The following is a 24170-nucleotide window of genomic DNA, read 5'->3' as shown; positions in this document are numbered from 1 at the left end:
ATCTGAACCGCCTCTACTATACCTCACAGCGCGCGTTTGCTGTACACTTAGCGATAATTAGAGTTTGCTTTCAAGGGTCATAATGATCGCACAAGACACCATCGCAGCACAGGCAACCGCACCGGGTCGGGGCGGCGTCGGCATAATTCGAATTTCAGGGACTCTGGCTGAGCAGGTCGCACACAAAATACTCGGAAAATGCCCAAAAACCCGCTATGCGGAATACCTGCCATTCCAGACGCTTCAGGGAGAGCAGCTGGATCAGGGCATTGCGCTGTTCTTTAAAGGCCCGAACTCCTTTACCGGCGAAGATGTGCTTGAGCTTCAGGGCCATGGTGGTCCGGTGGTGCTAGACATGCTGCTTAAAGAGATCAGCCAGGTCGACGGCGTGCGACTCGCCAAACCCGGTGAATTCTCTGAACGCGCGTTTATGAATGATAAGCTGGATCTGACTCAGGCCGAAGCCATTGCCGATCTAATCAATGCAACCAGCGAGCAAGCAGCGAAAAGTGCCCTGCACTCACTGCAAGGTGATTTTTCCAAACACATCAATGCGCTGGTGGAACAAGTGATCCATTTACGCATGTATGTTGAGGCAGCAATCGACTTTCCAGATGAAGAAATCGACTTTCTTTCCGATGGCAAAGTGGCTGGTGACCTGAACGCCATCATCACGCAACTCAGTGTGGTACGCCAACAGGCAAAGCAAGGCAGCATCATGCGTGAAGGCATGAAAGTGGTGATCGCGGGTCGCCCGAATGCAGGTAAATCCTCATTGCTTAATGCGCTGGCAGGCCGTGAAGCTGCTATTGTCACCGATATCGCTGGTACCACCCGGGACGTACTAAGAGAACATATCCATATTGATGGCATGCCGCTGCACATCATTGACACCGCCGGCCTGCGCGACAGTCCGGACAAAGTGGAACAAATCGGAATTGAGCGTGCCTGGGATGAGATCCGCGCCGCCGATCACGTGCTATTTATGGTTGACGGCACCGAAACCAATGAAACCGATCCAGCCCGGATCTGGCCGGAGTTCATTGAGCAACTGCCTGCGGGCATGGACATCACAGTGATCCGCAATAAAGTTGACCTCAGTGGTGAACAGACCGGTACCAGTCACGATCATGGTCATGCCCTGATCCGCCTCAGTGCCAAAGACAGCACTGGGATTGATCTATTGCGTGAACACCTTAAGGCCTGTATCGGCTTTACCGGCGCAACAGAAGGTGGCTTTATGGCGCGTCGCCGTCACCTCGACGCGCTGGAGCGTGCCGCAGAGCACCTGGAGATTGGCCAGACTCAGCTGGAAATGCACATTGCCGGCGAGATCCTGGCTGAAGAACTGCGACTCACGCAACAATACCTGAATGAAATCACGGGTGAATTTACCTCCGATGACCTGCTGGGTAAGATCTTCAGCTCTTTCTGTATCGGCAAGTAATACAGTACTGAGACGCACCGCTCAGGTGCGTCTCACTCTTCCGTCACTGAGTCTCTTTAGTGAGCGGCGCCACCCCTTTTAAGCCCAGTTCGTGAAATAACGCAATGGCAGCTTGCTCGAATTCATAAAAACTATCCGTAGACACCTGATGACTGGCTGTAACCATGCGGATCGCCAGAGGCTCAACAAATGTTGCGTTAGTGCCCCAGAACCCGGAATGTCCGGTTGTGGAATAACCCTCAAAATCAAACCGCTCCTGCGCCAGACCATAATGCTCCTGAACCCCCTCTTCAGGCACTTCGCTCAGCCAATGCTCGGCAATTTCCATTTGTAACTGAGGATCTTCAACCAACTGCCCCTGATGAAGAGCCGTCATGAACACATTAAGATCATCCAGCGTGGAGACCATACCGCCGCCAGCCCAGGCAAAAGAGGTATTCACCTGCCGTGCAACCACATTGTGATTGCCGCTCAATTCAGGGGGGATCTCCTCATGCTCAGGAATATAAAAGTAGTGATGCGCTATCTGCTCAGATCCACGCATCGGTTCATGCCTGTCCATATAAGTGTTGTCCATACCGAGCGGCTGCAACACACGCTCATATAACAACTGCTCAAAGCGCTTTTTGGTGTGTTTTTCCAGTGCCCAGGCGAGTAAGTCGGTATTGCTGTTGCCATACAGGTGTTTTTCTCCCGGCATAGTCTCCAAGTTTTGTGTTAATCCACGACCAAGCAGATCGGCAATGAGCAGATCCGAGTGCCAAAGCGCTGGAATATCGTCTTCACCACCTTGCAGTGCCGCAATAAATGAACGCGTGTCAGGCGCTAACGGGTCATGCAAATAGGAAATAAAATCGCGGATCCCGGTACTTTGATCTAATAGCTGCCGGATTGTAAGTGATCCCCCGCGTTTAACGCCCTCAGCAACATGCAAATCCTCGATGCTATAACCCGGTGGCATATCCTCTGGCGAGATCAACGCAGTGATCGGCGTATCCAGCGTGAATTGCCCTTCGTCAATCATAGAAAAGGTCACTGCCGCGCTTAATAACTTAGAAATACTGGCAATGCGAAACGGTGTATCCGTCTCTAATACCTGAGTCTGCTGCGCATCCCGATAGCCAGCAGCGCCTCGCCAGACGACTCCATCCTGATTGAAATCTATAAGGGCCTGGATGCCTGGGATCAAGGCTTTATCCGCTTCGTAAATCTGCAATAACAAATCATCAAGTTGCACAAAGACGGTTTCTTGCAGCGACTTTGCGACCACAGTGAAACGTTTACTCTGCGAGACATCAAGATCATCCGTGGCAGTGATCTCAAAGGTATAGTCGCCAGCGGCAGTGGGAAGGTGGACATCGATACTTTGTGCCTGATTGCCCGAGACATGCAGCACAGCATCATCCGGCCCGGAGACCTGACGCCACGCGATTGATTTCAGGTTATCATCCTTATCTGTGACCCTGGCTGCCAGTGTCACCTGAGTCATCGCAATGGCCGTCAATTCAGGTTGTTCAATTGTAATAGTCGGTCGTTCATTGCGGCTAACACATGCGCTCAGCACACCAATACAGATCAGCGCAGCGCCCAAGTTGAGTGATTTCATCCGTTTGCTCCTTTGAAAACTGCGCCTAGGTTATGCTCAGATCACACTGCAAACTGTGAGAAATTGATGAAAAACTGCACATATCTGTCAACATATGTATTTCATAAAGGAACATTGGTGTGACAACCCGTGCTCTGGCGAGCAAACTTACTCACATCACATCACATCATCATCTGAAGGTGGCCGTACAGCATAAACAGCTATGCCACGCACCCAATCCTGTCAGCTATGTGAAAAAGATCGCCATTTTTTAGATTATTTCATTATATAGATCAAACTTTATAGATCCTCTTTCTTATCATGGAAAGACGATCAGATCGTCTTATGCACCAGAATCTATCCACAAGCTAAAAATCGTCCTGATTATGACCCTTTACAGCCATTTCTGTAAGGCCTGATAACCCTAAAAAACATCAGGATATTCTCGGTTTATCCACAACAAGCACACCGGATTAGTATTTGGAATATTTTATTAAGCAATTGATTAATAGTCGATTATTATGAAATAACGCGTTTTGGCTACTAATTGCGCTAGATTTTTTTATCCCAAACTTAGATCAAGGCTTTACTTCTCTGCGAAGGTCATTAAGATGTCGCGAATACGCCCAGAGTCAGTAATCAGGATCTAACGCCTCATGCGCAATATTGAGATCATCATAGGTAGCCAAATGGGCTCCGCAGAGTACGTTGCAGAACAGCTTGCCGAGCAGCTTGATGCCAGTGAATTCAACACACAACTGCATGAACAACCGGACTTGAGCGCCTGTCAGCATTCTCTGTGGCTGGTGGTCACATCCACTTATGGGGCTGGCGACTATCCGGATAACCTGCTGCCTTTTATAGAGCAACTGTCTGATCATGAAGATCTGAGCCATGTGCAATTTGCCGTAGTGGGTATTGGCGACTCAAGTTATGACACCTTTAATCTGGCCGCCAGTAACTGTGCGCAGCTACTGTCAGATAAAGGCGCACAGCAGCTTTTACCGGTATTAAAGATCGATGTACAAGATGAAGCGCTGCCGGAAGATGCTGCCATCGCCTGGTTGCCCACACTAAAACAGCAACTGGATCAGGCGTGTTAATCCGATATCCGGATCAGTGATGAGATCTTTTACACAGAAGTTATTCACAAAATGACTCTTTCTTAGATCGCATTGTGGATAACCTTTGATCTAACTGCGGATCTAAGCATACTTATCCATTGGATAGTTTTCATCGGATCTAGGCCTGTGAATAAATAGCCACTTTGATCAAAGCTTTTCATCGTGATGATCCGATCTAATTCACATCATATGATCTGAACTAACTCTTTGGATCAAATAAGGAATACATCGTTATTCACAGATCCGGGCTGATCTAATAGTAAGATCTAATAAAGATCTTTAAAAAGATCCTTATATATATTTAAGTGATCCTTTTAGCCCTGATTAAAATTTAAACGTTTCACTTCTGCGTTTTTCTGGGTAGAATACGCACCCTTTCGAAATTTGCTGGTTGTTTTTAAGTAGGATCCCGTAAATGATTTATCACGAGCATTTTGACGTTATCGTTGTAGGTGGTGGTCATGCAGGTACTGAGGCGGCATTAGCTGCAGCACGTATGGGCATGAATACCTTATTGTTAACACACAATATGGACACCCTGGGACAGATGTCCTGTAACCCAGCGATCGGCGGGATCGGAAAAGGTCATCTGGTAAAAGAGATCGATGCTTTGGGCGGAGCAATGGCCAAAGCGATCGACAAAGGCGGGATCCAGTTCCGCACTTTGAACTCATCTAAAGGCCCGGCTGTACGAGCAACTCGGGCTCAGGCGGATCGTGCACTGTATAAAGCGGCGATCCAGGATATCTTGCAAAATCAGGAAAACCTGAAGATCTTTCAGCAATCATGTGATGATCTGATCGTTGAACAGGATCAGGTGAAAGGCGTTGTTACCCAAATGGGACTGCGCTTCAGTGCTGAAACGGTAGTATTAACTGTCGGTACTTTCCTAGGTGGTCAGATCCACATTGGTCTGGAAAACTTTAAAGGTGGCCGTGCAGGCGATCCGCCGTCAATTGCATTGGCACAGCGTTTACGTGAACTGCCCTTCCGAGTTGATCGGCTGAAAACGGGCACACCACCTCGTATCGATGCACGCACAGTTGATTTTTCTGTGATGCAGGCACAACCTGGTGATACACCAACGCCAGTGTTCTCATTTATGGGTAAAGCGTCGGATCACCCACAACAGATCCCTTGCTATATCACGTATACCAATGAGAAAACCCATGATGTGATCCGTGAAAACCTGCATCGTTCACCTATGTATGCCGGTGTGATCGAAGGGATCGGACCCCGTTATTGTCCGTCTATTGAAGATAAAATTGTCCGCTTTGCTGATAAAGAGAAACATCAGATCTTTGTTGAACCGGAAGGGTTAACCTCATATGAACTGTATCCTAATGGCATCTCCACCAGCCTGCCGTTTGATATTCAGCTGGAGATCGTGCGTTCAATTCAGGGATTTGAAAATGCACATATCTGTCGTCCGGGTTATGCCATCGAATATGACTTCTTTGATCCCCGAGATCTGAAGCAATCTCTGGAAACCAAATTCATTAATGGTTTGTTCTTTGCGGGCCAGATAAATGGCACCACCGGATACGAAGAAGCCGGAGCACAAGGCTTAATCGCCGGTATGAACGCAGCCTTACAGGTTAAGGGTGAGGATGCCTGGACACCACGTCGCGATCAGGCATATACCGGTGTCTTGATTGACGATTTGGCAACCTTAGGAACCAAAGAACCGTATCGCATGTTTACCAGCCGTGCTGAATACCGTTTGTTGTTGCGTGAAGACAACGCCGATCTGCGTCTGACCGAGCAAGGCCGTGAACTGGGCCTGGTCGACGATGAGCGCTGGGCAGCTTACAACAACAAATTAGAAGTGATGGAGCAGGAAACGCAGCGACTGCGTAATACCTGGATCCACAAAGATCACCCTGCTCTGGCGCAGGTGAATGAATTGCTGAAGTCGCCATTGACCCGTGAAGCCAGTTTAGAAGATCTGATCCGTCGTCCGGAAGTCAGTTATAACACACTGATGCAGATCGAAGGATTGGCCAGCGAACAGGACAATACCCAGGCGCTGGAGCAAGTTGAGATCCAGACTAAGTACGCCGGTTATATTGCGCGTCAACAGGATGAGATCAACAAACAACTGCGTCATGAAGAAACGCTGTTACCGGCTGAGTTCGATTACGCTCAGGTCAGCGGTCTGTCTAACGAGGTAGTGGCTAAGCTGTCAGAAGCCAGACCACAAACAATCGGCCAGGCGTCTCGTATTTCTGGTATCACCCCTGCTGCTATTTCGCTATTATTAGTGTATCTGAAGAAGCAAGGGTTGTTACGCAAGTCAGCGTAACAACAAACGGAAGACTGTGTTATTAGAACAACTTACAGCCCTGTTAGCCCGTACGGACATCACGCTAACTGAACAACAGAAGCAGCAGCTCGTCGATTATGTCGGGCTGCTCGATAAATGGAACAAAGCCTACAACCTAACCTCAGTGCGCGATCCGCAAGAAATGATGATTAAACACATCATGGACTCGCTAGTCGTTGCGCCTCACCTGAGCGGCAAAAATTACATCGACGTGGGCACCGGACCGGGGTTACCCGGGATCGTACTGGCTATTGCCCTGCCCGATACACAGTTTGTGTTGCTCGACAGCCTTGGTAAGCGTGTACGTTTTTTAACCCAGGTAAAACATGCGCTTGGACTGGAAAACGTCACACCAGTTCAGTCTCGTGTTGAAGAATATCAGCCAAGTGTTAAATTAGACGGTGTACTGAGCCGTGCATTTGCCTCATTGCAGGACATGGTTCAGTGGTGTGGACATCTGGTCGATGACGAAAGCCGCTTTCTGGCATTAAAAGGTCAGTTTCCGCAGCAGGAACTGGATAGCCTGCCTGCCGGTGTGACTCTGGAACGTGATATCAGTTTACAGGTCCCCGAGCTGGATGGTGAACGTCATTTAATCATTCTGAAAAAAGACTAGTATTCGAGGACATAGTGGCTAGAGTCATTGCGATCGCAAACCAAAAAGGCGGTGTGGGAAAAACCACCACTGCAGTTAACCTAGCAGCTTCCATGGCTGCGACCAAACGCAAGGTCCTGCTGATTGACCTGGATCCACAAGGCAATGCGACCATGGGCAGCGGTGTTGACAAATATGGCGAAGTAGCAACCATTTACGATCTTTTGATCGAAGAGACCCCCATTCAGGACGTGATCAGTAAAGAAACGTCCGGCGAATACCACTTAATCGCTGCCAACGGTGATGTGACCGCGGCAGAGGTTAAGTTGATGGAATTGTTCGCCCGCGAAGTGCGTTTGCGTAATGCGCTGGAATCGGTGCTGGACCAATACGATTTTATTTTTATTGATTGTCCGCCTTCATTGAATATGTTGACGGTCAACGCAATGGCGGCGGCTGATTCTGTTTTGGTGCCTATGCAGTGTGAATATTATGCACTGGAAGGGCTAACCGCGCTGATGGATACCATCACGCAGCTTTCTAAGCTGGTCAATCCACATTTACAGATCGAGGGGATCTTGCGTACTATGTACGATCCACGTAACCGCCTGGCGAATGATGTATCTGAGCAGCTGAAACAGCACTTTGGCGAAAAAGTATACCGCACGGTGATCCCACGCAATGTGCGCCTGGCGGAAGCGCCGAGTTTTGGTGCGCCAGCGATGTACTATGACAGAGCATCCAGTGGTGCCAAAGCCTATCTGGCATTGGCCGGAGAAATGCTCCGCCGTCAGGAAAAACAAGCAGCAGCTGTTGCCTAAGAGGAAGAAAAAATAATGTCGGTGAAAAAACGCGGTTTGGGTCGAGGTCTGGATGCCTTGTTGAGTTCAGCAAAACCTGCTGCGCCTCAACCTGCTCAGCCTGAAGTCGCACAAACCCAGGGCACCGAGCGTGCCGTTGAACCCGAGCAGACGACGCAAAGTCATGAGGTGACCGATCAGGAATTACAACGGTTGCCCATCGAGTATTTGCAACGTGGTAAGTATCAGCCGCGCAAAGACATGTCTGAGCAGGCGCTTGAAGAGCTTGCCAGTTCGATCCGGGCACAAGGTGTATTGCAACCGATAGTGGTGCGCCCGCTCGCTGAAAACCAATTCGAAATCATTGCCGGTGAACGACGCTGGCGCGCTGCGCAGCTTGCTGAGCTGGATGTGGTGCCTTGTATCATCAAAGATGTTGCGGATGAAGCCGCAGTGGCCATTGCGCTGATTGAGAACATTCAGCGTGAAGATCTAAACGCCATGGAAGAAGCGGTAGCACTAGATAGGTTACTGAACGAGTTTGAACTGACCCATCAGCAAGTTGCTGATGCCGTAGGCAAGTCACGTACCACAGTGACCAATTTACTTCGTCTCAATAACCTCAACGATGATGTAAAAATCTTGTTGGAACATGGTGATATTGAAATGGGTCATGCCCGTTGTTTACTGGCATTGACCGGTGAGCAGCAATCGGAAGCGGCCAGAACCGCGGTCGCTAAAGGATTAACGGTCCGTGAAACCGAGAAGCTGGTGCGTGCTATGCTAGAGCCAGTGGAGAAAAAACCAGCAAAAGAGAAAGATCCGGACGTTAAACTGCTTGAGCAACAACTGGCAGAGAACCTGGGGGCCAAAGTGGAGATAAATTATAACCAAAAAGGCAAAGGTAAGTTGGTGATTTCTTATGCAAATTTAGATGAATTAGACGGAATTTTGGGGCGTATCCAGCCCGATTTTCAACAACCCTCGTAATCTTACCTTTTAAGGCGAAATGGGCGCTCGAAAAGCGTTACATTTCGTCTCGTCAAGTTGCAAATTGAGCAGAAATAAGTATAATTTCGCCAGTTTTCTAGCCCTGATAAAATTTAGCGTCATTAAGGTTAATTATAAGTGACTCATTCGTTAGCAAGCCCATATCGGCGTGCCGCATTAAAAGGTGTTTTATATCAGGGTCTCGTAGCTATCATTGCTGCAGTAATAGTTTTTATTGGTTGGGGAGTGGAAGCAGGCTTGTCGGCGTTGGCTGGCGGTGCGGTGCTGGTACTCCCTAATTTTGTATTTGCCGCTTATGCATTCCGATTTATGGGTGCGAGTAAGGCAAATCAAGTGTATTCCTCATTGAAACGAGGAAACGGATTAAAATTTTTGCTAACTGTTGTGCTTTTTGCGCTCATTTTTAAGCACTTTTCAGTCGTCATGCTGCCGTTTTTCGGCACTTACATGCTGGTGATGCTGACACAATGGTTGGTTCTGATTTTTTTTAATCATTAACTTTTAGGATAAAACAATGGCTGCAGAAGAAGTGACTCTATCGAGCCATATTCAGCACCACTTGACCAATGCCAAGATGTGTTCGACCGATGCCGGTCTGGCCTTCAATAAAGCATGTGCGGACAGTGGTTTCTGGACATGGCATATAGATACCCTCGCATGGTCCATCGGTTTAGGTCTTATATTCTTATGGATCTTCCGAAGTGCCGCTAAAAAATCCACCACAGGTGTTCCTGGTAAATTCCAGTGCTTTATTGAAATGGTTGTTGAGCTCGTTGGTGATAACGTGCGAGACACTTACCATGGCAACAGCAAGCTGATCGCGCCTTTGGCCCTGACTATCTTTGTCTGGGTGTTCTTAATGAACTTGATGGATTTGGTTCCTGTTGATTTCCTACCTGCTTTCGCCGGCTTTGTTGGTGAACAAGCATTTGGTATGGACTCTCACGATGTTTACATGAAAATTGTACCGACCACAGACGTGAATATGACCGCTGCACTGGCACTGGGCGTATTTATTCTGATGATCGGGTATTCAATTCGTATCAAAGGCCTGGGCGGCTTCATTGCTGAGCTTACGCTTCACCCGTTCAGCTCTAAGAACAAATTAGTGATGGCAATTCTTATCCCATGTAACTTGCTACTTGAAACAATCGCATTGGTTGCTAAGCCTTTCTCGCTGGCACTGCGTTTGTTCGGTAACTTGTATGCGGGTGAGATGATCTTCATCCTGATCGGTGCAATCGGCCTGATGCAGCTTCCACTGCACTTTGTATGGGCTGTGTTCCACATCATGGTAATCGTACTGCAAGCATTCGTATTTATGATGCTGACCATCGTTTACCTCAGCATGGCTAGTACAAAAAGCCACTAATTAGCTGAAATAAAAGAATTTTTTAAACTTTAACTTTAATTTACTATTGAAACTTTGGAGATAAAAATGGAAATCGCAGTTGCTATTAAACTTATCGCTGTTGCTCTACTAATCGGTTTTGGTGCAATCGGTACTGCACTAGGCTTCGGTAACATGGGTGGTAAGTTCCTAGAAGCATGTGCTCGTCAGCCTGAGCTTGCGCCTCAACTACAAGTTAAAATGTTCATCCTAGCTGGTCTTATCGATGCCGTTGCAATGATCGGTGTAGGTATCGCTATGTACATGTTGTTCGCTCTTTAATATTGCAAAATACCTGAAACGAACAACTGTCAAGTAAGGAGGAGCGGTCGTGAACTTAAACGCCACTCTAATAGGTGAATTAATCGCATTTGTGGTCTTCGTATGGTTCTGTATGAAGTTCGTATGGCCACCACTAAATGGTGCGATTGAAGCTCGCCAGAAGAAAATCGAAGATGGATTAGCTGCCTCTGACAAAGCTGAAAAAGATCTTGAGCAAGCGCGCGAAAAAGCTGCTGAAGAACTGAAAGAAGCGAAAACTCAAGCTAGCGAAATCATCGAACAAGCTAAAAAGCGTGCAACGCTGATTGTTGACGAAGAGACAACTCGTGGTCAGCAAGAGCGTGAGAAAATCATTGCTCAGGGACACTCTGAGATCGAATCTGAGCGCAACCGCGTGAAAGAAGAGCTACGTCAACAAGTAGCGACTCTGGCTGTGGTTGGTGCAGAGAAGATTTTAGAGCGTGAAATCGATCAAGCCGCACACAGTGACATCGTTGAAAAACTTGTCGCTGAGCTTTAAGTAGAGGGTATGAGCATGTCTGAATTGACTACTATCGCTCGCCCATACGCTAAAGCGGCTTTTGAACTTGCCGTTGAGAAAGGCACAGTTGAAGCTTGGAATGAAATGCTGTTCTTCGCAGGCCAGGTGGCCCGCGATGAACAGGTTCAGCTGCTACTGGGTGGCATTGCTACCGAAGCAGAGCAGTCTGATGTATTCATCAAGCTATGCGCTGAGCAACTCGACGAACAAGGCCAAAATCTTATCAAGCTGATGGCCGAAAATGAGCGTTTAGCCGCCATTCCAGCTGTTGCAGATTTGTTTGCTGAACTAAAAGCAGACTATGACAAAGAAATCGACGTTAACGTCGTTTCAGCAGCAGCGCTTGCCGAAGAAGAGCAAGCAAAATTGGTCGCGGCACTTGAGAAACGTTTCGCACGCAAAGTTAAGCTGAATTGTAGCATCGACGAAACCATCGTAAGTGGTCTGGTCATTAAAGCTGGCGATACCGTCATTGACGGCTCTATTCGCGGCAAGTTAGATCGTCTTGTGACGACGCTACAATCGTAATTGGGAAAAAGAGCATGCAACTTAATTCCACAGAAATTTCTGCACTGATCAAGCAACGCATTGAGCAGTTTGAAGTTGTAAGTGAAGCGCGTAACGAAGGTACTATCGTATCTGTTACCGACGGTATCATCCGCATCCACGGTCTTGCTGACTGTATGCAGGGTGAGATGATCGAGCTTCCTGGCAACCGTTATGCTATCGCATTGAACCTTGAGCGCGACTCAGTAGGTGCGGTAGTAATGGGTCCATACGCAGACCTTAAAGAAGGCGTAAAAGTTAAATCAACAGGTCGTATCCTTGAAGTACCAGTAGGCCGTGGTCTGCTAGGTCGTGTTGTAAACACACTAGGTGAGCCGATTGACGGTAAAGGCGCGGTAGACAACGATGGTTTTGAGCCAGTTGAAAAAATCGCACCGGGCGTAATCGAGCGTCAATCAGTAGACGAGCCAGTACAAACTGGTTATAAGTCTATCGACTCTATGATCCCAGTTGGTCGTGGTCAGCGTGAGCTAGTTATCGGTGACCGTCAGACTGGTAAAACAGCACTGGCTATCGATGCTATCATCAACCAAAAAGACACAGGCGTTAAGTGTGTGTACGTTGCGGTTGGTCAGAAAGCTTCGACCATTGCTAACGTAGTACGTAAACTAGAAGAGCACGGCGCTCTTGAGAACACCATTGTTGTTGTTGCATCTGCATCTGAGTCTGCTGCACTACAATTCCTGGCTCCGTTCTCTGGTTGTACTATGGGTGAATACTTCCGTGACCGTGGTGAAGACGCGCTAATCGTATATGATGACCTGTCTAAGCAAGCTGTTGCTTACCGTCAGATCTCACTACTACTTAAGCGTCCACCGGGCCGTGAAGCATACCCAGGTGACGTATTCTACCTTCACTCACGTCTTCTAGAGCGTGCATCACGTGTTAACGCTGATTACGTTGAGAAGTTCACCAACGGTGAAGTGAAAGGTCAAACAGGTTCATTGACGGCATTGCCAATCATTGAAACTCAAGGTGGTGACGTTTCTGCATTCGTACCTACCAACGTTATCTCAATCACCGACGGTCAGATCTTCTTAGAAACTGACTTGTTCAACGCAGGTATCCGTCCAGCAGTTAACGCTGGTATCTCGGTATCTCGTGTAGGTGGTGCAGCGCAAACTAAAATCGTTAAGAAACTAGGTGGTGGTATCCGTCTAGCGCTAGCTCAGTACCGTGAACTAGCGGCGTTCTCTCAGTTCGCTTCTGACCTTGACGATGCAACGCGTGCCCAGCTTGAGCACGGTGAGCGCGTAACAGAGCTAATGAAGCAGAAACAGTACGCACCAATGTCTGTTGCTGACATGTCTCTGTCTCTATTCGCTGTAGAGAAAGGCTACCTGCAAGACATCGAAATCAACAAAGTACTTGATTTTGAAGCAAGCCTAATCGCATTCGCGAAAAGCGAATACGCAGCGCTAATGACTCAAATCAATGAAACTGGTAACTACAACGCCGAGATCGAAGCGCAGCTGAAAGAACTTCTAGAGAAGTTCAAGTCTACGCAAACTTGGTAATGTGTTATGAAGGTGAGTAGTTAACTACTCACCCAGATTCGGAGAAAGAGTCATGGCCAGCGGAAAAGAGATAAAAAGCAAGATCGGGAGTATCAAGAATACTCAGAAGATCACCAGCGCAATGGAGATGGTTGCCGCTTCTAAAATGAAGAAGGCACAGGAACGCGTCGCGTCCAGCCGCCCATACGCTGAAAACTTACGCAAAGTGATCGGTCGTATTGCTCAGGCTAACCTTGACTTCCAACACCCGTTCTTAGTTGAACGTGAGGTGAAGCGAGTAGGTTACATCGTTATCTCTACTGACCGTGGTCTTTGTGGCGGCTTGAACTCAAACGAGTTTAAGTATGTAGCGAAAGACGTGAAAGCGTGGAAAGAAAAGGGTGTTGATGCAACATTTGCCACCCTGGGCGGCAAAGCTGCCGGTTTCTTTAAACGTTTTGGCGGTGAGCTAGAAGCCAAAAAAGCCGGGTTAGGAGATGCGCCTTCCGTTCAGGACGTAATTGGTCCTGTTAAAGTGATGCTAAAAGCATACGAAGAAGGCAAAATTGATCGCTTATTCGTTGTGTACAACAACTTTGTGAACACAATGAAGCAAGAGCCTGTTATCGATCAGTTATTACCTTTGCCAAAAGCTGAAGAAGAAGTATCAGCTCACGCTTGGGATTACTTATATGAGCCAAACCCAGAGGCGATTCTAGAGACACTACTAGTGCGCTTTATTGAGTCTCAGGTTTACCAAGGTGTAGTTGAGAATGCTGCCTCTGAGCAAGCTGCCCGTATGGTTGCGATGAAAGCCGCAACAGATAACGCAGGTGGCCTGATTGATGAGTTACAGCTGGTATACAACAAGGCGCGTCAGGCTGCAATCACACAAGAGATCAGTGAGATTGTATCTGGTTCAGCTGCCGTGTAACGCTTCGGCAAAGTTTAACGAGAGGAATAGACATGAGTTTAGGTAAGGTCGTCCAAATTATCGGCGCCGTTGTGGACATCGAGTTCCCACAAGACAACGTGCCAGCCGTATATGACGCACTAAAAGTTACAGAAGGCGACCTGGCTGGTTTGACACTAGAAGTGCAACAGCAGCTAGGTGGCGGTGTGGTACGTGGTATCGCACTAGGTAGTACTGACGGTCTGCGCCGTGGTACTTCAGTAGAAGGTACAGCTGAGCCAATCAAGGTTCCAGTTGGTACAGCAACACTTGGTCGTATCATGAACGTACTGGGTGACGCAATTGATGAAGCCGGCCCAATCGGTGAAGAAGAGCGTTGGTCAATCCACCGCGCTGCACCTTCATACGAAGAGCAAAGCAGCTCAGTTGAGCTACTTGAAACAGGTATCAAGGTAATCGACCTTGTATGTCCGTTCGCGAAGGGTGGTAAAGTTGGTCTGTTCGGTGGTGCTGGTGTAGGTAAAACCGTAAACATGATGGAACTTATCCGTAACATCGCAATCGAGCACAGCGGTTACTCTGTATTCGCTGGTGTTGGTGAGCGTACTCGTGAGGGTAATGACTTCTACCATGAGATGAACGACTCAAACGTACTAGACAAAGTATCGCTAGTATACGGTCAGATGAACGAGCCACCGGGTAACCGTCTGCGTGTTGCTCTGACTGGTCTGACTATGGCAGAGAAGTTCCGTGACGAAGGTCGTGACGTACTGTTCTTCGTAGATAACATCTACCGTTACACGCTGGCGGGTACTGAGGTATCTGCACTACTAGGTCGTATGCCTTCAGCGGTAGGTTATCAGCCAACTCTTGCAGAAGAGATGGGTGTACTACAGGAGCGTATCGCGTCTACTAAGACTGGTTCAATCACGTCAATCCAGGCCGTATACGTACCTGCGGATGACTTGACTGACCCGTCACCAGCAACGACGTTCGCGCACCTTGATGCAACCGTTGTACTTTCACGTGATATCGCGTCTCTAGGTATCTACCCTGCGGTAGACCCACTAGATTCAACATCTCGTCAGCTTGACCCGCTAGTAATCGGTAACGAGCACTACGAGACTGCACGTGGCGTTCAGACTGTACTTCAGCGTTATAAAGAGCTGAAAGACATCATCGCGATCCTAGGTATGGACGAGCTATCTGACGAAGATAAGCAAGTTGTATCTCGTGCACGTAAAATCCAGCGTTTCCTGTCTCAGCCGTTCTTCGTTGCTGAGGTATTCACAGGTGCACCTGGTAAATACGTTTCACTGAAAGACACTATTTCTGGCTTCAAAGGCATCTTAAACGGTGAATACGATGACATGCCAGAGCAGGCTTTCTACATGGTTGGCTCAATCGACGAAGCGATCGAAAAAGCCAAAAACATGTAATTAGGGGGTTGTTATGGCAATGACAGTACGCCTTGACGTAGTGAGCGCTGAAAAGAGTTTGTACTCTGGTGACGTGACTGCGATCCAAGTGACAGGTAGTGAAGGTGAGCTGGGTATTCACCCGGGTCACGCACCACTACTGACTGGCCTAAAACCTGGTATGGTACGTTTAGTAACAGAAGATAAAACTGAAGAGTTTATCTATGTTGCAGGTGGTACGCTGGAAGTTCAACCTAAGACCGTAACTGTCCTTGCTGACGTTGCGATCCGTGCGGAAGAAATTGACGAGCAAGCTGCTGAAGAAGCTAAACGTGAAGCGGAAGCGCAATTGGCTTCAGGCACTGCGGGCGAGCTGGATTACCAGCAAGCTGCCATGCAGCTTGAAGAAGCTCTTGCTCAGCTACGTCTTCTACGCCAGCTGCGCAAATAAGCAGCCACCTATCTGGTTTAAAAAACCCACGCATTGCGTGGGTTTTTTTATGTCTGCTCAATCGCCCCGCCTCTGTATCCAACTTTGATTTCAGTATATGGGCCTGTCATATATTGTGCCCCAAGTTCTGATCTGGCACGGTTATTTATGGCATCAATCAGCGTATTTTTATCATGCGAATGCTGACTTTTGGGCGCTGATAATCTGCAGCTTACTTAAGTTGATTGGTAGAAAATACCTCAATGCACTGTTTCGTGTACTCGTTCAGTTGTTGTCAGAGCGACAGACTCGCTTACCGTGTTATTTTTAACTCTATGTTTATTATGCTAATGATTGCTTGGTCACACGTCGTTGCATGAGGTAACAACACTTCACTTTTCAGATCTCCTTCAGGTTCTCTAGACTCACGCAAATACGTAAGAAGAAATGCGAATTATGGGGATCAACAATGATGAAAAACTTAACGCACCGGGTCGGGCTGATTCTATTACTACTGGCATCTCACCATGCTCTGGCTGAGCGGATAGTCACGACTGCCAGGGTTATCGAGAATCACCGAGGGATAACCAGTGAATTAGTGGCTGAGGTCGTCGATTCTGACACAACGGTCCTTTCAAGCTACACCAGCGCACATGTAGTGAAGATAAAAAAGGCTGGTGAGCGCGTCAATGCGGGTGACACAATCGCTCAGCTGGACACGCAGTTTCTGGTCTTATCGGAGCAACGAAAACGCTATGAGATCCGCCAGACAGAGGTCCAGGTCGGGTATCTGAGTGTTGAACTTAAACGGCTGGAAACCTTATCGCAAACACAAAGTGTTAATCGCTCTGAGCTGGACCAAATAACCTATGAATTGGCGACGGCAAAAACCAAGTTGGCCGAGCTGGAAATCAGCTTAACCGAAATCCAACGACATATTGCACTGAGTACAATCCGGGCAACGGACAGTGGATTTGTTGCCGAGACTTTTGTCCGTAGGGGTGAGTATGTTCAGCAAGGTGATGCAATCGCCAGAGTGAACAGTTTTGATGATATTGAACTGTCCAGCCAGTTGCCTATCGAGCTGTTGGATCATATAGATGAGCATGCTGAGCTGATCATCGAGAGCGAACTACAAAGACCTAAACGCATAGGAATTGCAAAACTGGCCAGGGTTGTGCCTGAGGTGAGTGTCGGTACAGGCGCTGTGACCTTATTTGTTGAACCTGAGCAGGCCTTGAAAAAGCACTTAGTACTGGGTTCTAACCTCACCATCACACTCAAAATTAGCATTCCAGATAGCCTGGTGATCCCAGGAGATGCACTGATCCCCAGAGGCGAAGACAGTTTCGTTTATAAATTGAAGGCAGATAGCTCGGTTGAAAAGGCTGCTGTGAAAGTGCTGGCTGGGGTAAATGGCAACTATGTCGTGACCGGGGCGCTGTCTCCTGGCGAAGTGGTGGTTACCCGCGGTGGATTGGGTCTCAAGCCTGGGGATATTGTTAAGGTGGATGAAAGGGTGGCTCAGTTATGAATCACGCAATATTAAAAAGCCCTCACTATGTGGTGAGCTTTTTCCTCGTCATTATTATTCTGGGTATTACGGCCATACCCAAGTTACCGGTTCAGTTGCTTCCTGATATTGGTGAGGATCGGATAGTGGTGGGGAACTTCTGGCCTGGTGCCTCTCCTATGGAAATGGAGCGGCAAATTGTCGAGCCTGTTGAAGAACTACTCAGCAAGGTGCCTGGTGTGTTGCGGTATGAAACGGATACCGGAACAGGCTTTGCCTGGGTGAATATGACCTTCCAGCCAGGTACAGATATGCAGGAGGCTTACATCGAAGTCATCGACAAGATGAACCAATTCAATACACGCCCCAATACCGCACTTGAGCCGATCATTCAGAATAAATCCAAAGACAATAAAGGCAGTATTGCTGGCTTGGTGTTATTTCCCAATGGGGCCGGTGTCACAGCAGATAGAAGCTTATACACAGATGTATTTGAAAAGTTTGTCAGGCCGCGGATCCTGGCTATCCCTGGGATCAGTAACCTGTCACCTTTGGCATCAACCGAACAACGCATTGATATTATTTTTGACCCTGAAAAGTTGGCCAAATATGCGCTGACAATAGATCAGATGCTCAACCTGCTACGCAACTCGCTGGATCAAAGCGTGGGCATTGTTGAGCAGGGGACACGTAATTTTGCGGTGCGATTTGAAGGGCGACGAAACATTGCTGAGCTAAATGGCCTGGTCATTGCCAAAAATGAACAAAAGGTCGTGACCCTGGGCGATGTGGCGTACATTGAGAACGCATTCGTCACAGATTCTTCCCCTGTATATTGGAAGCGTCAGCAGGCTTTTTATGTCAGTGTCAACGCTGCCAATGGCTCGAACGCCCTGGCGTCACTGGCACAACTGAAGCAGGTGATCACAGAATTGAATACAACCGTATTGCCAGAGTTGGGTGTGCAAGTCGAACTGACCAAGGATGATTCAAAAACCATTAAGAGTGCGGTGGCGATGGTGCAAAATAACCTGATCCTTGGGGTGATTCTGTCAACCTTAATCCTGTTCTTGTTTGTTAGAAAACTGCCCGTGATAGCCATGATTTTTGTCAGTCTGCCGATTTCTATATTGGCAACATTTTTGGCCATGCAAATGTTGGGACGAACCTTCAACGTCATTTCACTGGCTGGTATTGCGCTGTCCACCGGGATGATCCTGGATGCTGCAATTGTGGTGGTTGAAACGGCGGTTCGGTATCGTGAGCAGGGTGAGAAAACACTCGATGCGGTGCGAAAAACCATGGCAGAAGTCTCGGGGGCGCTGGTGAACTCGGTTGTATCGAGTATCATCGTGTTTGCACCGATCCTGTTAATGCAAAGTGCAGAAGGCAAACTATTCCATGATCTGGCGATCACCATTTCTTCTGCGTTGGGTGCCTCTTTGTTTGTCGCACTACTCTTATTACCTCTGTTATTGCGCTATTTATTGCCCATCGTTAAAGTGCAGAATACAACGGGTGGATTTGTTGAACGTGTGTCAGCTTATCTGGCCAATCTGGTGGTCAGCACACGCAACCGGGTGGTGATGTTAGTTGTGTTAGTGTTGCTTCCTTTGATCGGGTTAGTCTTACTGGCGCCAAAGTTAAACATTCTGCCACAGGTTGAAGGCACACGGGTAAACGTGTCTGTCAGTGTGAATCAGAGCATGAATAATGACGCGCTGACGCGAGAGTTATTGATGCCTGTTAATCGGCTAATCGAGGCAAGCCAGGAGCAGAATGACGGCCCGCAGATAGATAAATTCCTGTCTTTTGTCTCAGGCAGTTCATCGATTCAGTTGGTACTTTATCCCACCGATCCCGCACGTGCCGAGGAGTTGAAAACATGGGCTAGAGAGACATTGCAGAGCGAATTTGTACATGCCAATGTGTATGCGAATTTTAACTCGTTACTTGGATTTGGTTTGTCGACCAATCGACGGGTAACCATCGACTTTACCGGGACCTCATTGGATGATTTACAAATCATTGGTCGTGAGGTTTACGAGCATCTTAATACCCATATGGGATATGCTAATCCCTGGAGTAATACCCCTTTATACAATGATGATCCGCAGATTATCTTCACACCCAAAGACAATCAGCTGCTGGAACTTGGTGAATCTCAATACAATCTGTCGCAAAAGCTCCGGGCATTAACTGATGGGGTGTACATTGGTGAATATTCCAACGGCACAAAGAACTTGCCTATCTATATCAAGGGGGAAGACTGGCGGGCCATTAATCATGTGATGGATACACCGCTTTACTTTCCATTGGAAAATGAGGTTACTCTGCTGCGTACTTTGGTTGATTATGAGCTGGATGTAGGCCCGAGCTCATTGTATCGGCTTAACGGGTTTCGTACCCTGTCTATCAATGTCACCCCGCCGCCAAGTATGCCCTTGTCATCCTTTATTGAGGACTTGAAGGTGCAGGTGACACCGATTATTGACGCGCATATGCCTGCATCCGTATCGGTGTCGTATCGCGGCAGCGCAAGTAAATTGAATGCTCTTATTTCAGATATGTTGCAACAGTTTAGTTTTGCCATGCTGATACTGTTTCTGCTGGTATCCGGATGGTTTAAATCATTCAGAAACGGGTTGGCGATTATGTTGTCGCTGCCCATTGCACTGATTGGTGGCATGCTGGCACTGAATGTGGTTAATCTGGTGAGTTACCAACCGTTGGATGTGATCTCTATGATGGGTTTCATTATTCTCATTGGTCTGGTGATTAACAATGCCATTTTATTTGTTGGGCATTTCAATGAACTAGATAGCAATCGCTTTTCTGTCAGTGAAAAAATCCAGTCAGCTATCAAGTCGCGAGCAAGGCCCATTTATATGAGTACCTTGACCAGTATTTTTGGCATGTTGCCATTAGCTTTGATACCTGGTGTAGGGTCGGAAATTTATCGTGGCCTGGCGATTGTGATTGTGGGTGGCATGACCTTTAGTGCTGTGTTCTCGCTATCAGTGATGGCTGCGTTGCTAAGCTTACCCATTTTTACTCGGAATGAATCTGAGTATGAGGCGACTCAGCCTGTCGACGCCACTTAATTCTTCATATGTTGTTGTTGAACCCGTCAAGGCCACCTGATCCCGGTGGCCTTTTTTGTTGATCTCGGAGTGGTCAAAAAATAAACGCACTCAGGCGTAATGAGCAAGGATATGGTTGCTGGTTTATTAAACGATTTTAGCAAGCAGTGGAAAAATCTGAGTGATCAGATTGGGATTTTTAAAGCCTCAGTCTAATTTCCGGGAGGTGATTAAAAAAAAGCCTGTGACTATTTGGTATCAAACGAGCAAAAGCTTCCTATGCTCTTCAAAAAATCATTCAACGCGATATAACTTTCTTATCTATATATTTGAATTTTAATATTTTATTTTTTTATTCCTGAGGTGGTACAGCGAAATAATGTGTAGTCATGAATGGTGGCGTGGTAAATGAAACAATTGGGCTTAAAGTAGATTTCATCAACTCGGGGCACAACGATAAACATCGAAAGCGCACCTTAAAAAATATAAAACTTAAATAATAAGGACACTAAAATGCTATCTACTTTAAAAACACTAACACTGGCTACTTTACTTACCCTTACTGCTGTTTCAGTAAACGCTGCTGAACAAAATACAAACAATACACAGCAGACTTCAGTTTCTGAAAGTGTTGATGTTTTCCCTACATGTGCGAGCTTTCCACAATGTTGGCCAACGCACACAGGTGAATAATAAAACATCAATAAGAAAAAACACTGCATCAGATCAAAACACAATAAATCAGGGGCTAATTATGAAAACAACAATTAAATCAACGGTATTAATGGCATCAACAATTGCAGCAGCCTTACTGGCCAGCAGTCATACAGTACATGCTGCGGAGTTACACGATGAACAGGTCTATTCACAACTCAGTGATATTGTTATTGTCCCTGGTTGTGCAAGCTTTCCGCAATGCTGGCCAGAAGTAGAAACCAGTGGCGACTGATAGTTAGGTAGTGCAAAACAATTTAAAAGACAGAAACAATAAACAATAAACAATAAACAGAAATAACAAAGGATATAGCATGTTCTCTACAAACACCTTAACAGCGATAAAAGCCCTTTTGTTTACCGTCACTTTGTCTATTGCCGGAACGTCGGCTCAGGCCTCGGAAGCGCCCAATTCAGGCAGCGCTGATGCTATACCTATCGAATTTCTGATTACCCCGAGTTGTGAGAGTTTCCCACACTGCTGGCCATGGAAAGACCCTAAATAGTCCAATTGAACATTTCATCAACAGTGGGTAAAAAGCGCCTTGTCGGTAACCTGAGCGCGCGAAATACCGATTGTCGATACAGCTGTTTTTTCTAGTGCGATGTCTTCAGCAACATGAGTCCGTGACGCTGAAGACATTTTTCTCTCTAAAAGTACACATTGTATAGATCTGAGCTCGGTGCCGCCCTTTGCAGAAGTAAGAGCTTCTCTTCACTTGGGTGAATTTGGAACTTTGCATAGAAAGCATGCTTCAGTAACAAGGTGCGCTCAGATTCTCCCGTGTTCAGATCCGTACGGACCAGATCGAATTGATACCCGTCAGACACAGAGTAATAGACGTATTGATCGGTCAGATGCCAGGATGTATTTGAGGCTGGTTTGATAGTGGCTATCAAGGAGCCTTGTTGCGGGCTGGCAAGTGGGGCTTTGAGCAGCTGGCCATCAGCTTGATGATAAAATAGATATTGGTCTTTGGTTCCTTCACGTGCACTTAATACATCGGGTACTATCTGCTCAGATTTACCATCATCAACATTGTGGCGCACCAGCCAGAATCGGTTCCCTTCCTTTCGTGAGAAGTAAATAGAACGACCATCATTACTCCAACTGGGGTTTTGAATGTTTTCCAGTTGCGTAGTGAGATAGCGGACCTGTTTGCTCTTGATATCCAGAACAAAAAGTTGGTGATCCAGAATGCCCAGTACAGAGCGACTCGCGTGATGATAATCCAGATTACTGATACCGTGATGTTCTGTAAATTCGGTTAATAATTCCATCTCACCTGTTGTCGAGTAAGTGACGATCTGCGGTATGTTGTCAAATTCATATCGAAAGATGATTTTGTCAGAATCAGCCAGGTAATCAGGGTGACCTTCTTTGCCAGAAAGGGAAAATTCAAACAGGTTGTAGATATTCTCCTGCAGAAATGGATTTTTGACCTCTGCAATGTCCCGCACATTCTTATCTTCTTTACCCACCAGCAGACAATTATCGCCGCATGTGCTGTAAATTGAAGATAATCCAAAGGTGGTTTGAACATGGGCGTTCAGTTCATTTGTTCGGGTATCAAAGAAATGGATTTCATTACTATTGGCCAGATAAACTCCTGAGCTGTCGTCATCCCATACAATATTAGGTGGAATAAAATCTAACACAGTATTGCTTTGCACTTTTCCGGAAGCGAGCTCTAAGATAATTAAATGCGTGCGTTGATAGTTTGAATATCTCAGCACGCCCAGGTGCAGCCCATCTGGTGACAGGGCGGAAAAATAATCGCCATGCGGGTTAAAATCAGGGTAAGTGACTTGAGTTAAGCGCTTGCTATCGATATCAATTCTGAAAATAGTGTTGGGGTAGTCCGGTTCTTTTTTCAAAGAGAAATACAGCGCACTGTCATCTGGCGACCAGGATAAATTGGGCTGTAAAGTATCATAGCGATAAATGACTTCTTCATTAGAGACATCCATAGTGTCGTTGAGCGTCAGTATGACTAATTCGGCCTGACTGCCTTTTTGTCTCTGCAGCGCAATTTGCTTACCTGTTTTGGAAAACTTGGCAGAGTAATAGTTTGCGTCTTCCGCGCTGAGCCTTTTTGTTACATTGGTAGAAAGCGATTTGATATATAGACCAAAAAACCCCGATACATCTTTGCGGTGAGAATAAATCACCATATCGGTTTCCTTGTGATAATCCGCCCATCCTTCCTCACCGGACATGCTTGTGACCGTTTTTACCTGATTTACGGCCACCTGGCTCGGCAACGCATAATAGGCATAGCCTGCGGCACAAGAAAAAGCAAATATAAGCATAAAATACAGAGACTTAATTTTAGTGTTTGATTTCTTATGTATATATTCATAGTCTGAGGCCTGAGAAAGTTCGGCGGTGTGATCAGGTTCGTTACCTTGTGTGACTGCTTCAATATTGACCTCAGCTATGAGTAGGTAACCTTTACTGGGCACTGTTTTGATGTAGGTGGGGGATTTGACGTCATCGCCGAGTGCGTCCCTGAGTTTTTTAACCACTCTGCGGATGGCATTATCAGACACAACCCGGCCATCCCAGACATGATCTAGCAGTTCTTTTTGGCTAACGTAGTCGCCTCTGCGTTTGACCAGGTAGCACAGTAGCTCCATTGTCAAAGGTTCTAGCTTGATTACATGGTTTTCCTGCTCTTCAGCAATCTCCGTGTTGTAAAGACGGGTCTTTTTAAAGTCGATCTTAAATTGACCTACAGTGACCTGATTGTCTTCGAGCCATATTTCCCTGTTAACACTGTTACCGTTCATGATCGTATTGGGTTTTTTTATTGTGTTTTTTTGTTACCAGCCAATGTAACACAATATAATGGGAAGTGTTTTGTCTTTCTGAGCGGATTATCCAATTATCTTCACCAGTTTAGTTTTGTTCACCGTGTGTCGTGCACAAGGA

20 protein-coding genes are annotated in these 24170 nt (G+C 46.9%); 18 read left to right on the top strand and 2 right to left on the bottom strand.

All coding sequences use genetic code 11. The annotated features are described in order from the left end of the window. Positions 1–82: 82 nt before the first annotated feature. Positions 83–1447, top strand: coding sequence for a tRNA uridine-5-carboxymethylaminomethyl(34) synthesis GTPase MnmE (mnmE, locus tag QNM19_RS21675; protein ID WP_049863026.1), 1365 nt, complete (start codon positions 83–85; stop codon positions 1445–1447). Between the two features lie 43 nt (positions 1448–1490). Here mnmE and QNM19_RS21670 read toward each other — a convergent pair whose 3' ends face one another. Continuing rightward, positions 1491–3053, bottom strand: a complete 1563-nt coding sequence (locus QNM19_RS21670) for a serine hydrolase domain-containing protein (RefSeq protein WP_049863027.1) — start codon at positions 3051–3053, stop codon at positions 1491–1493. A gap of 635 nt (positions 3054–3688) precedes the next feature. Between QNM19_RS21670 and mioC the strand changes: the two genes are divergently transcribed. From mioC to QNM19_RS21585, 17 genes are all read left to right on the top strand, one after another. Beyond that, positions 3689–4135: an FMN-binding protein MioC gene (mioC, locus tag QNM19_RS21665; protein WP_049863028.1), complete on the top strand. Its 447-nt coding sequence runs from the start codon at positions 3689–3691 to the stop codon at positions 4133–4135. A gap of 436 nt (positions 4136–4571) precedes the next feature. Continuing rightward, positions 4572–6461: a tRNA uridine-5-carboxymethylaminomethyl(34) synthesis enzyme MnmG gene (gene mnmG / locus QNM19_RS21660; RefSeq protein ID WP_049863029.1), complete on the top strand. Its 1890-nt coding sequence runs from the start codon at positions 4572–4574 to the stop codon at positions 6459–6461. A 16-nt stretch (positions 6462–6477) separates the two neighbouring features. Further along, complete coding sequence (gene rsmG, locus QNM19_RS21655) at positions 6478–7098, top strand: 16S rRNA (guanine(527)-N(7))-methyltransferase RsmG (protein ID WP_049863030.1); 621 nt, start codon at positions 6478–6480, stop codon at positions 7096–7098. A gap of 14 nt (positions 7099–7112) precedes the next feature. After that, a complete protein-coding gene (locus QNM19_RS21650) occupies positions 7113–7898 on the top strand; it encodes a ParA family protein (RefSeq protein ID WP_049863031.1) in 786 nt (261 codons plus the stop codon). Positions 7899–7913: 15 nt separating this feature from the next. Then, positions 7914–8867, top strand: coding sequence for a ParB/RepB/Spo0J family partition protein (locus QNM19_RS21645; RefSeq protein WP_049863032.1), 954 nt, complete (start codon positions 7914–7916; stop codon positions 8865–8867). A 138-nt stretch (positions 8868–9005) separates the two neighbouring features. After that, a complete protein-coding gene (locus QNM19_RS21640) occupies positions 9006–9386 on the top strand; it encodes an ATP synthase subunit I (protein ID WP_010384869.1) in 381 nt (126 codons plus the stop codon). A gap of 16 nt (positions 9387–9402) precedes the next feature. Further along, positions 9403–10260: a F0F1 ATP synthase subunit A gene (atpB, locus tag QNM19_RS21635; RefSeq protein ID WP_049863033.1), complete on the top strand. Its 858-nt coding sequence runs from the start codon at positions 9403–9405 to the stop codon at positions 10258–10260. A gap of 66 nt (positions 10261–10326) precedes the next feature. Beyond that, the gene (atpE, locus tag QNM19_RS21630; RefSeq protein WP_008222392.1) at positions 10327–10560 is read left to right on the top strand and encodes a F0F1 ATP synthase subunit C; all 234 of its coding nucleotides are present in this window, start codon (positions 10327–10329) and stop codon (positions 10558–10560) included. A 49-nt stretch (positions 10561–10609) separates the two neighbouring features. Next, positions 10610–11080 (top strand): F0F1 ATP synthase subunit B, encoded by a 471-nt coding sequence (gene atpF, locus QNM19_RS21625; protein ID WP_010384872.1) that lies wholly within the window; start codon positions 10610–10612, stop codon positions 11078–11080. 15 nt (positions 11081–11095) lie between these two features. After that, on the top strand, positions 11096–11629 hold the full coding sequence (atpH, locus tag QNM19_RS21620; protein ID WP_010384873.1) for a F0F1 ATP synthase subunit delta: 534 nt from the start codon (positions 11096–11098) through the stop codon (positions 11627–11629). Positions 11630–11643: 14 nt separating this feature from the next. Continuing rightward, positions 11644–13185: a F0F1 ATP synthase subunit alpha gene (gene atpA, locus QNM19_RS21615; RefSeq protein ID WP_010384874.1), complete on the top strand. Its 1542-nt coding sequence runs from the start codon at positions 11644–11646 to the stop codon at positions 13183–13185. 52 nt (positions 13186–13237) lie between these two features. Beyond that, positions 13238–14098, top strand: coding sequence for a F0F1 ATP synthase subunit gamma (atpG, locus tag QNM19_RS21610; RefSeq protein ID WP_049863034.1), 861 nt, complete (start codon positions 13238–13240; stop codon positions 14096–14098). Between the two features lie 32 nt (positions 14099–14130). Continuing rightward, positions 14131–15516, top strand: coding sequence for a F0F1 ATP synthase subunit beta (gene atpD / locus QNM19_RS21605; protein ID WP_010384876.1), 1386 nt, complete (start codon positions 14131–14133; stop codon positions 15514–15516). 13 nt (positions 15517–15529) lie between these two features. Further along, a complete protein-coding gene (locus QNM19_RS21600; protein ID WP_010384877.1) occupies positions 15530–15946 on the top strand; it encodes a F0F1 ATP synthase subunit epsilon in 417 nt (138 codons plus the stop codon). Positions 15947–16394: 448 nt separating this feature from the next. Continuing rightward, positions 16395–17459, top strand: a complete 1065-nt coding sequence (locus QNM19_RS21595) for an efflux RND transporter periplasmic adaptor subunit (protein WP_284027200.1) — start codon at positions 16395–16397, stop codon at positions 17457–17459. After that, positions 17456–20542, top strand: coding sequence for an efflux RND transporter permease subunit (locus QNM19_RS21590; RefSeq protein WP_049863035.1), 3087 nt, complete (start codon positions 17456–17458; stop codon positions 20540–20542). Before QNM19_RS21595 ends, QNM19_RS21590 begins: the two co-directional genes overlap by 4 nt. Positions 20543–21275: 733 nt before the next feature. Next, positions 21276–21470: a hypothetical protein gene (locus QNM19_RS21585; protein WP_049863036.1), complete on the top strand. Its 195-nt coding sequence runs from the start codon at positions 21276–21278 to the stop codon at positions 21468–21470. 416 nt (positions 21471–21886) lie between these two features. Here QNM19_RS21585 and QNM19_RS21580 read toward each other — a convergent pair whose 3' ends face one another. Then, positions 21887–24028 (bottom strand): winged helix-turn-helix domain-containing protein, encoded by a 2142-nt coding sequence (locus QNM19_RS21580; RefSeq protein ID WP_049863037.1) that lies wholly within the window; start codon positions 24026–24028, stop codon positions 21887–21889. Positions 24029–24170 lie beyond the last annotated feature (142 nt).

Source organism: Pseudoalteromonas ardens, assembly GCF_030125445.1.
Lineage (GTDB): Bacteria > Pseudomonadota > Gammaproteobacteria > Enterobacterales > Alteromonadaceae > Pseudoalteromonas > Pseudoalteromonas ardens.
Note: the sequence above shows the minus strand (reverse complement) of the source record. Positions and strands in the feature narration are given on the sequence as shown.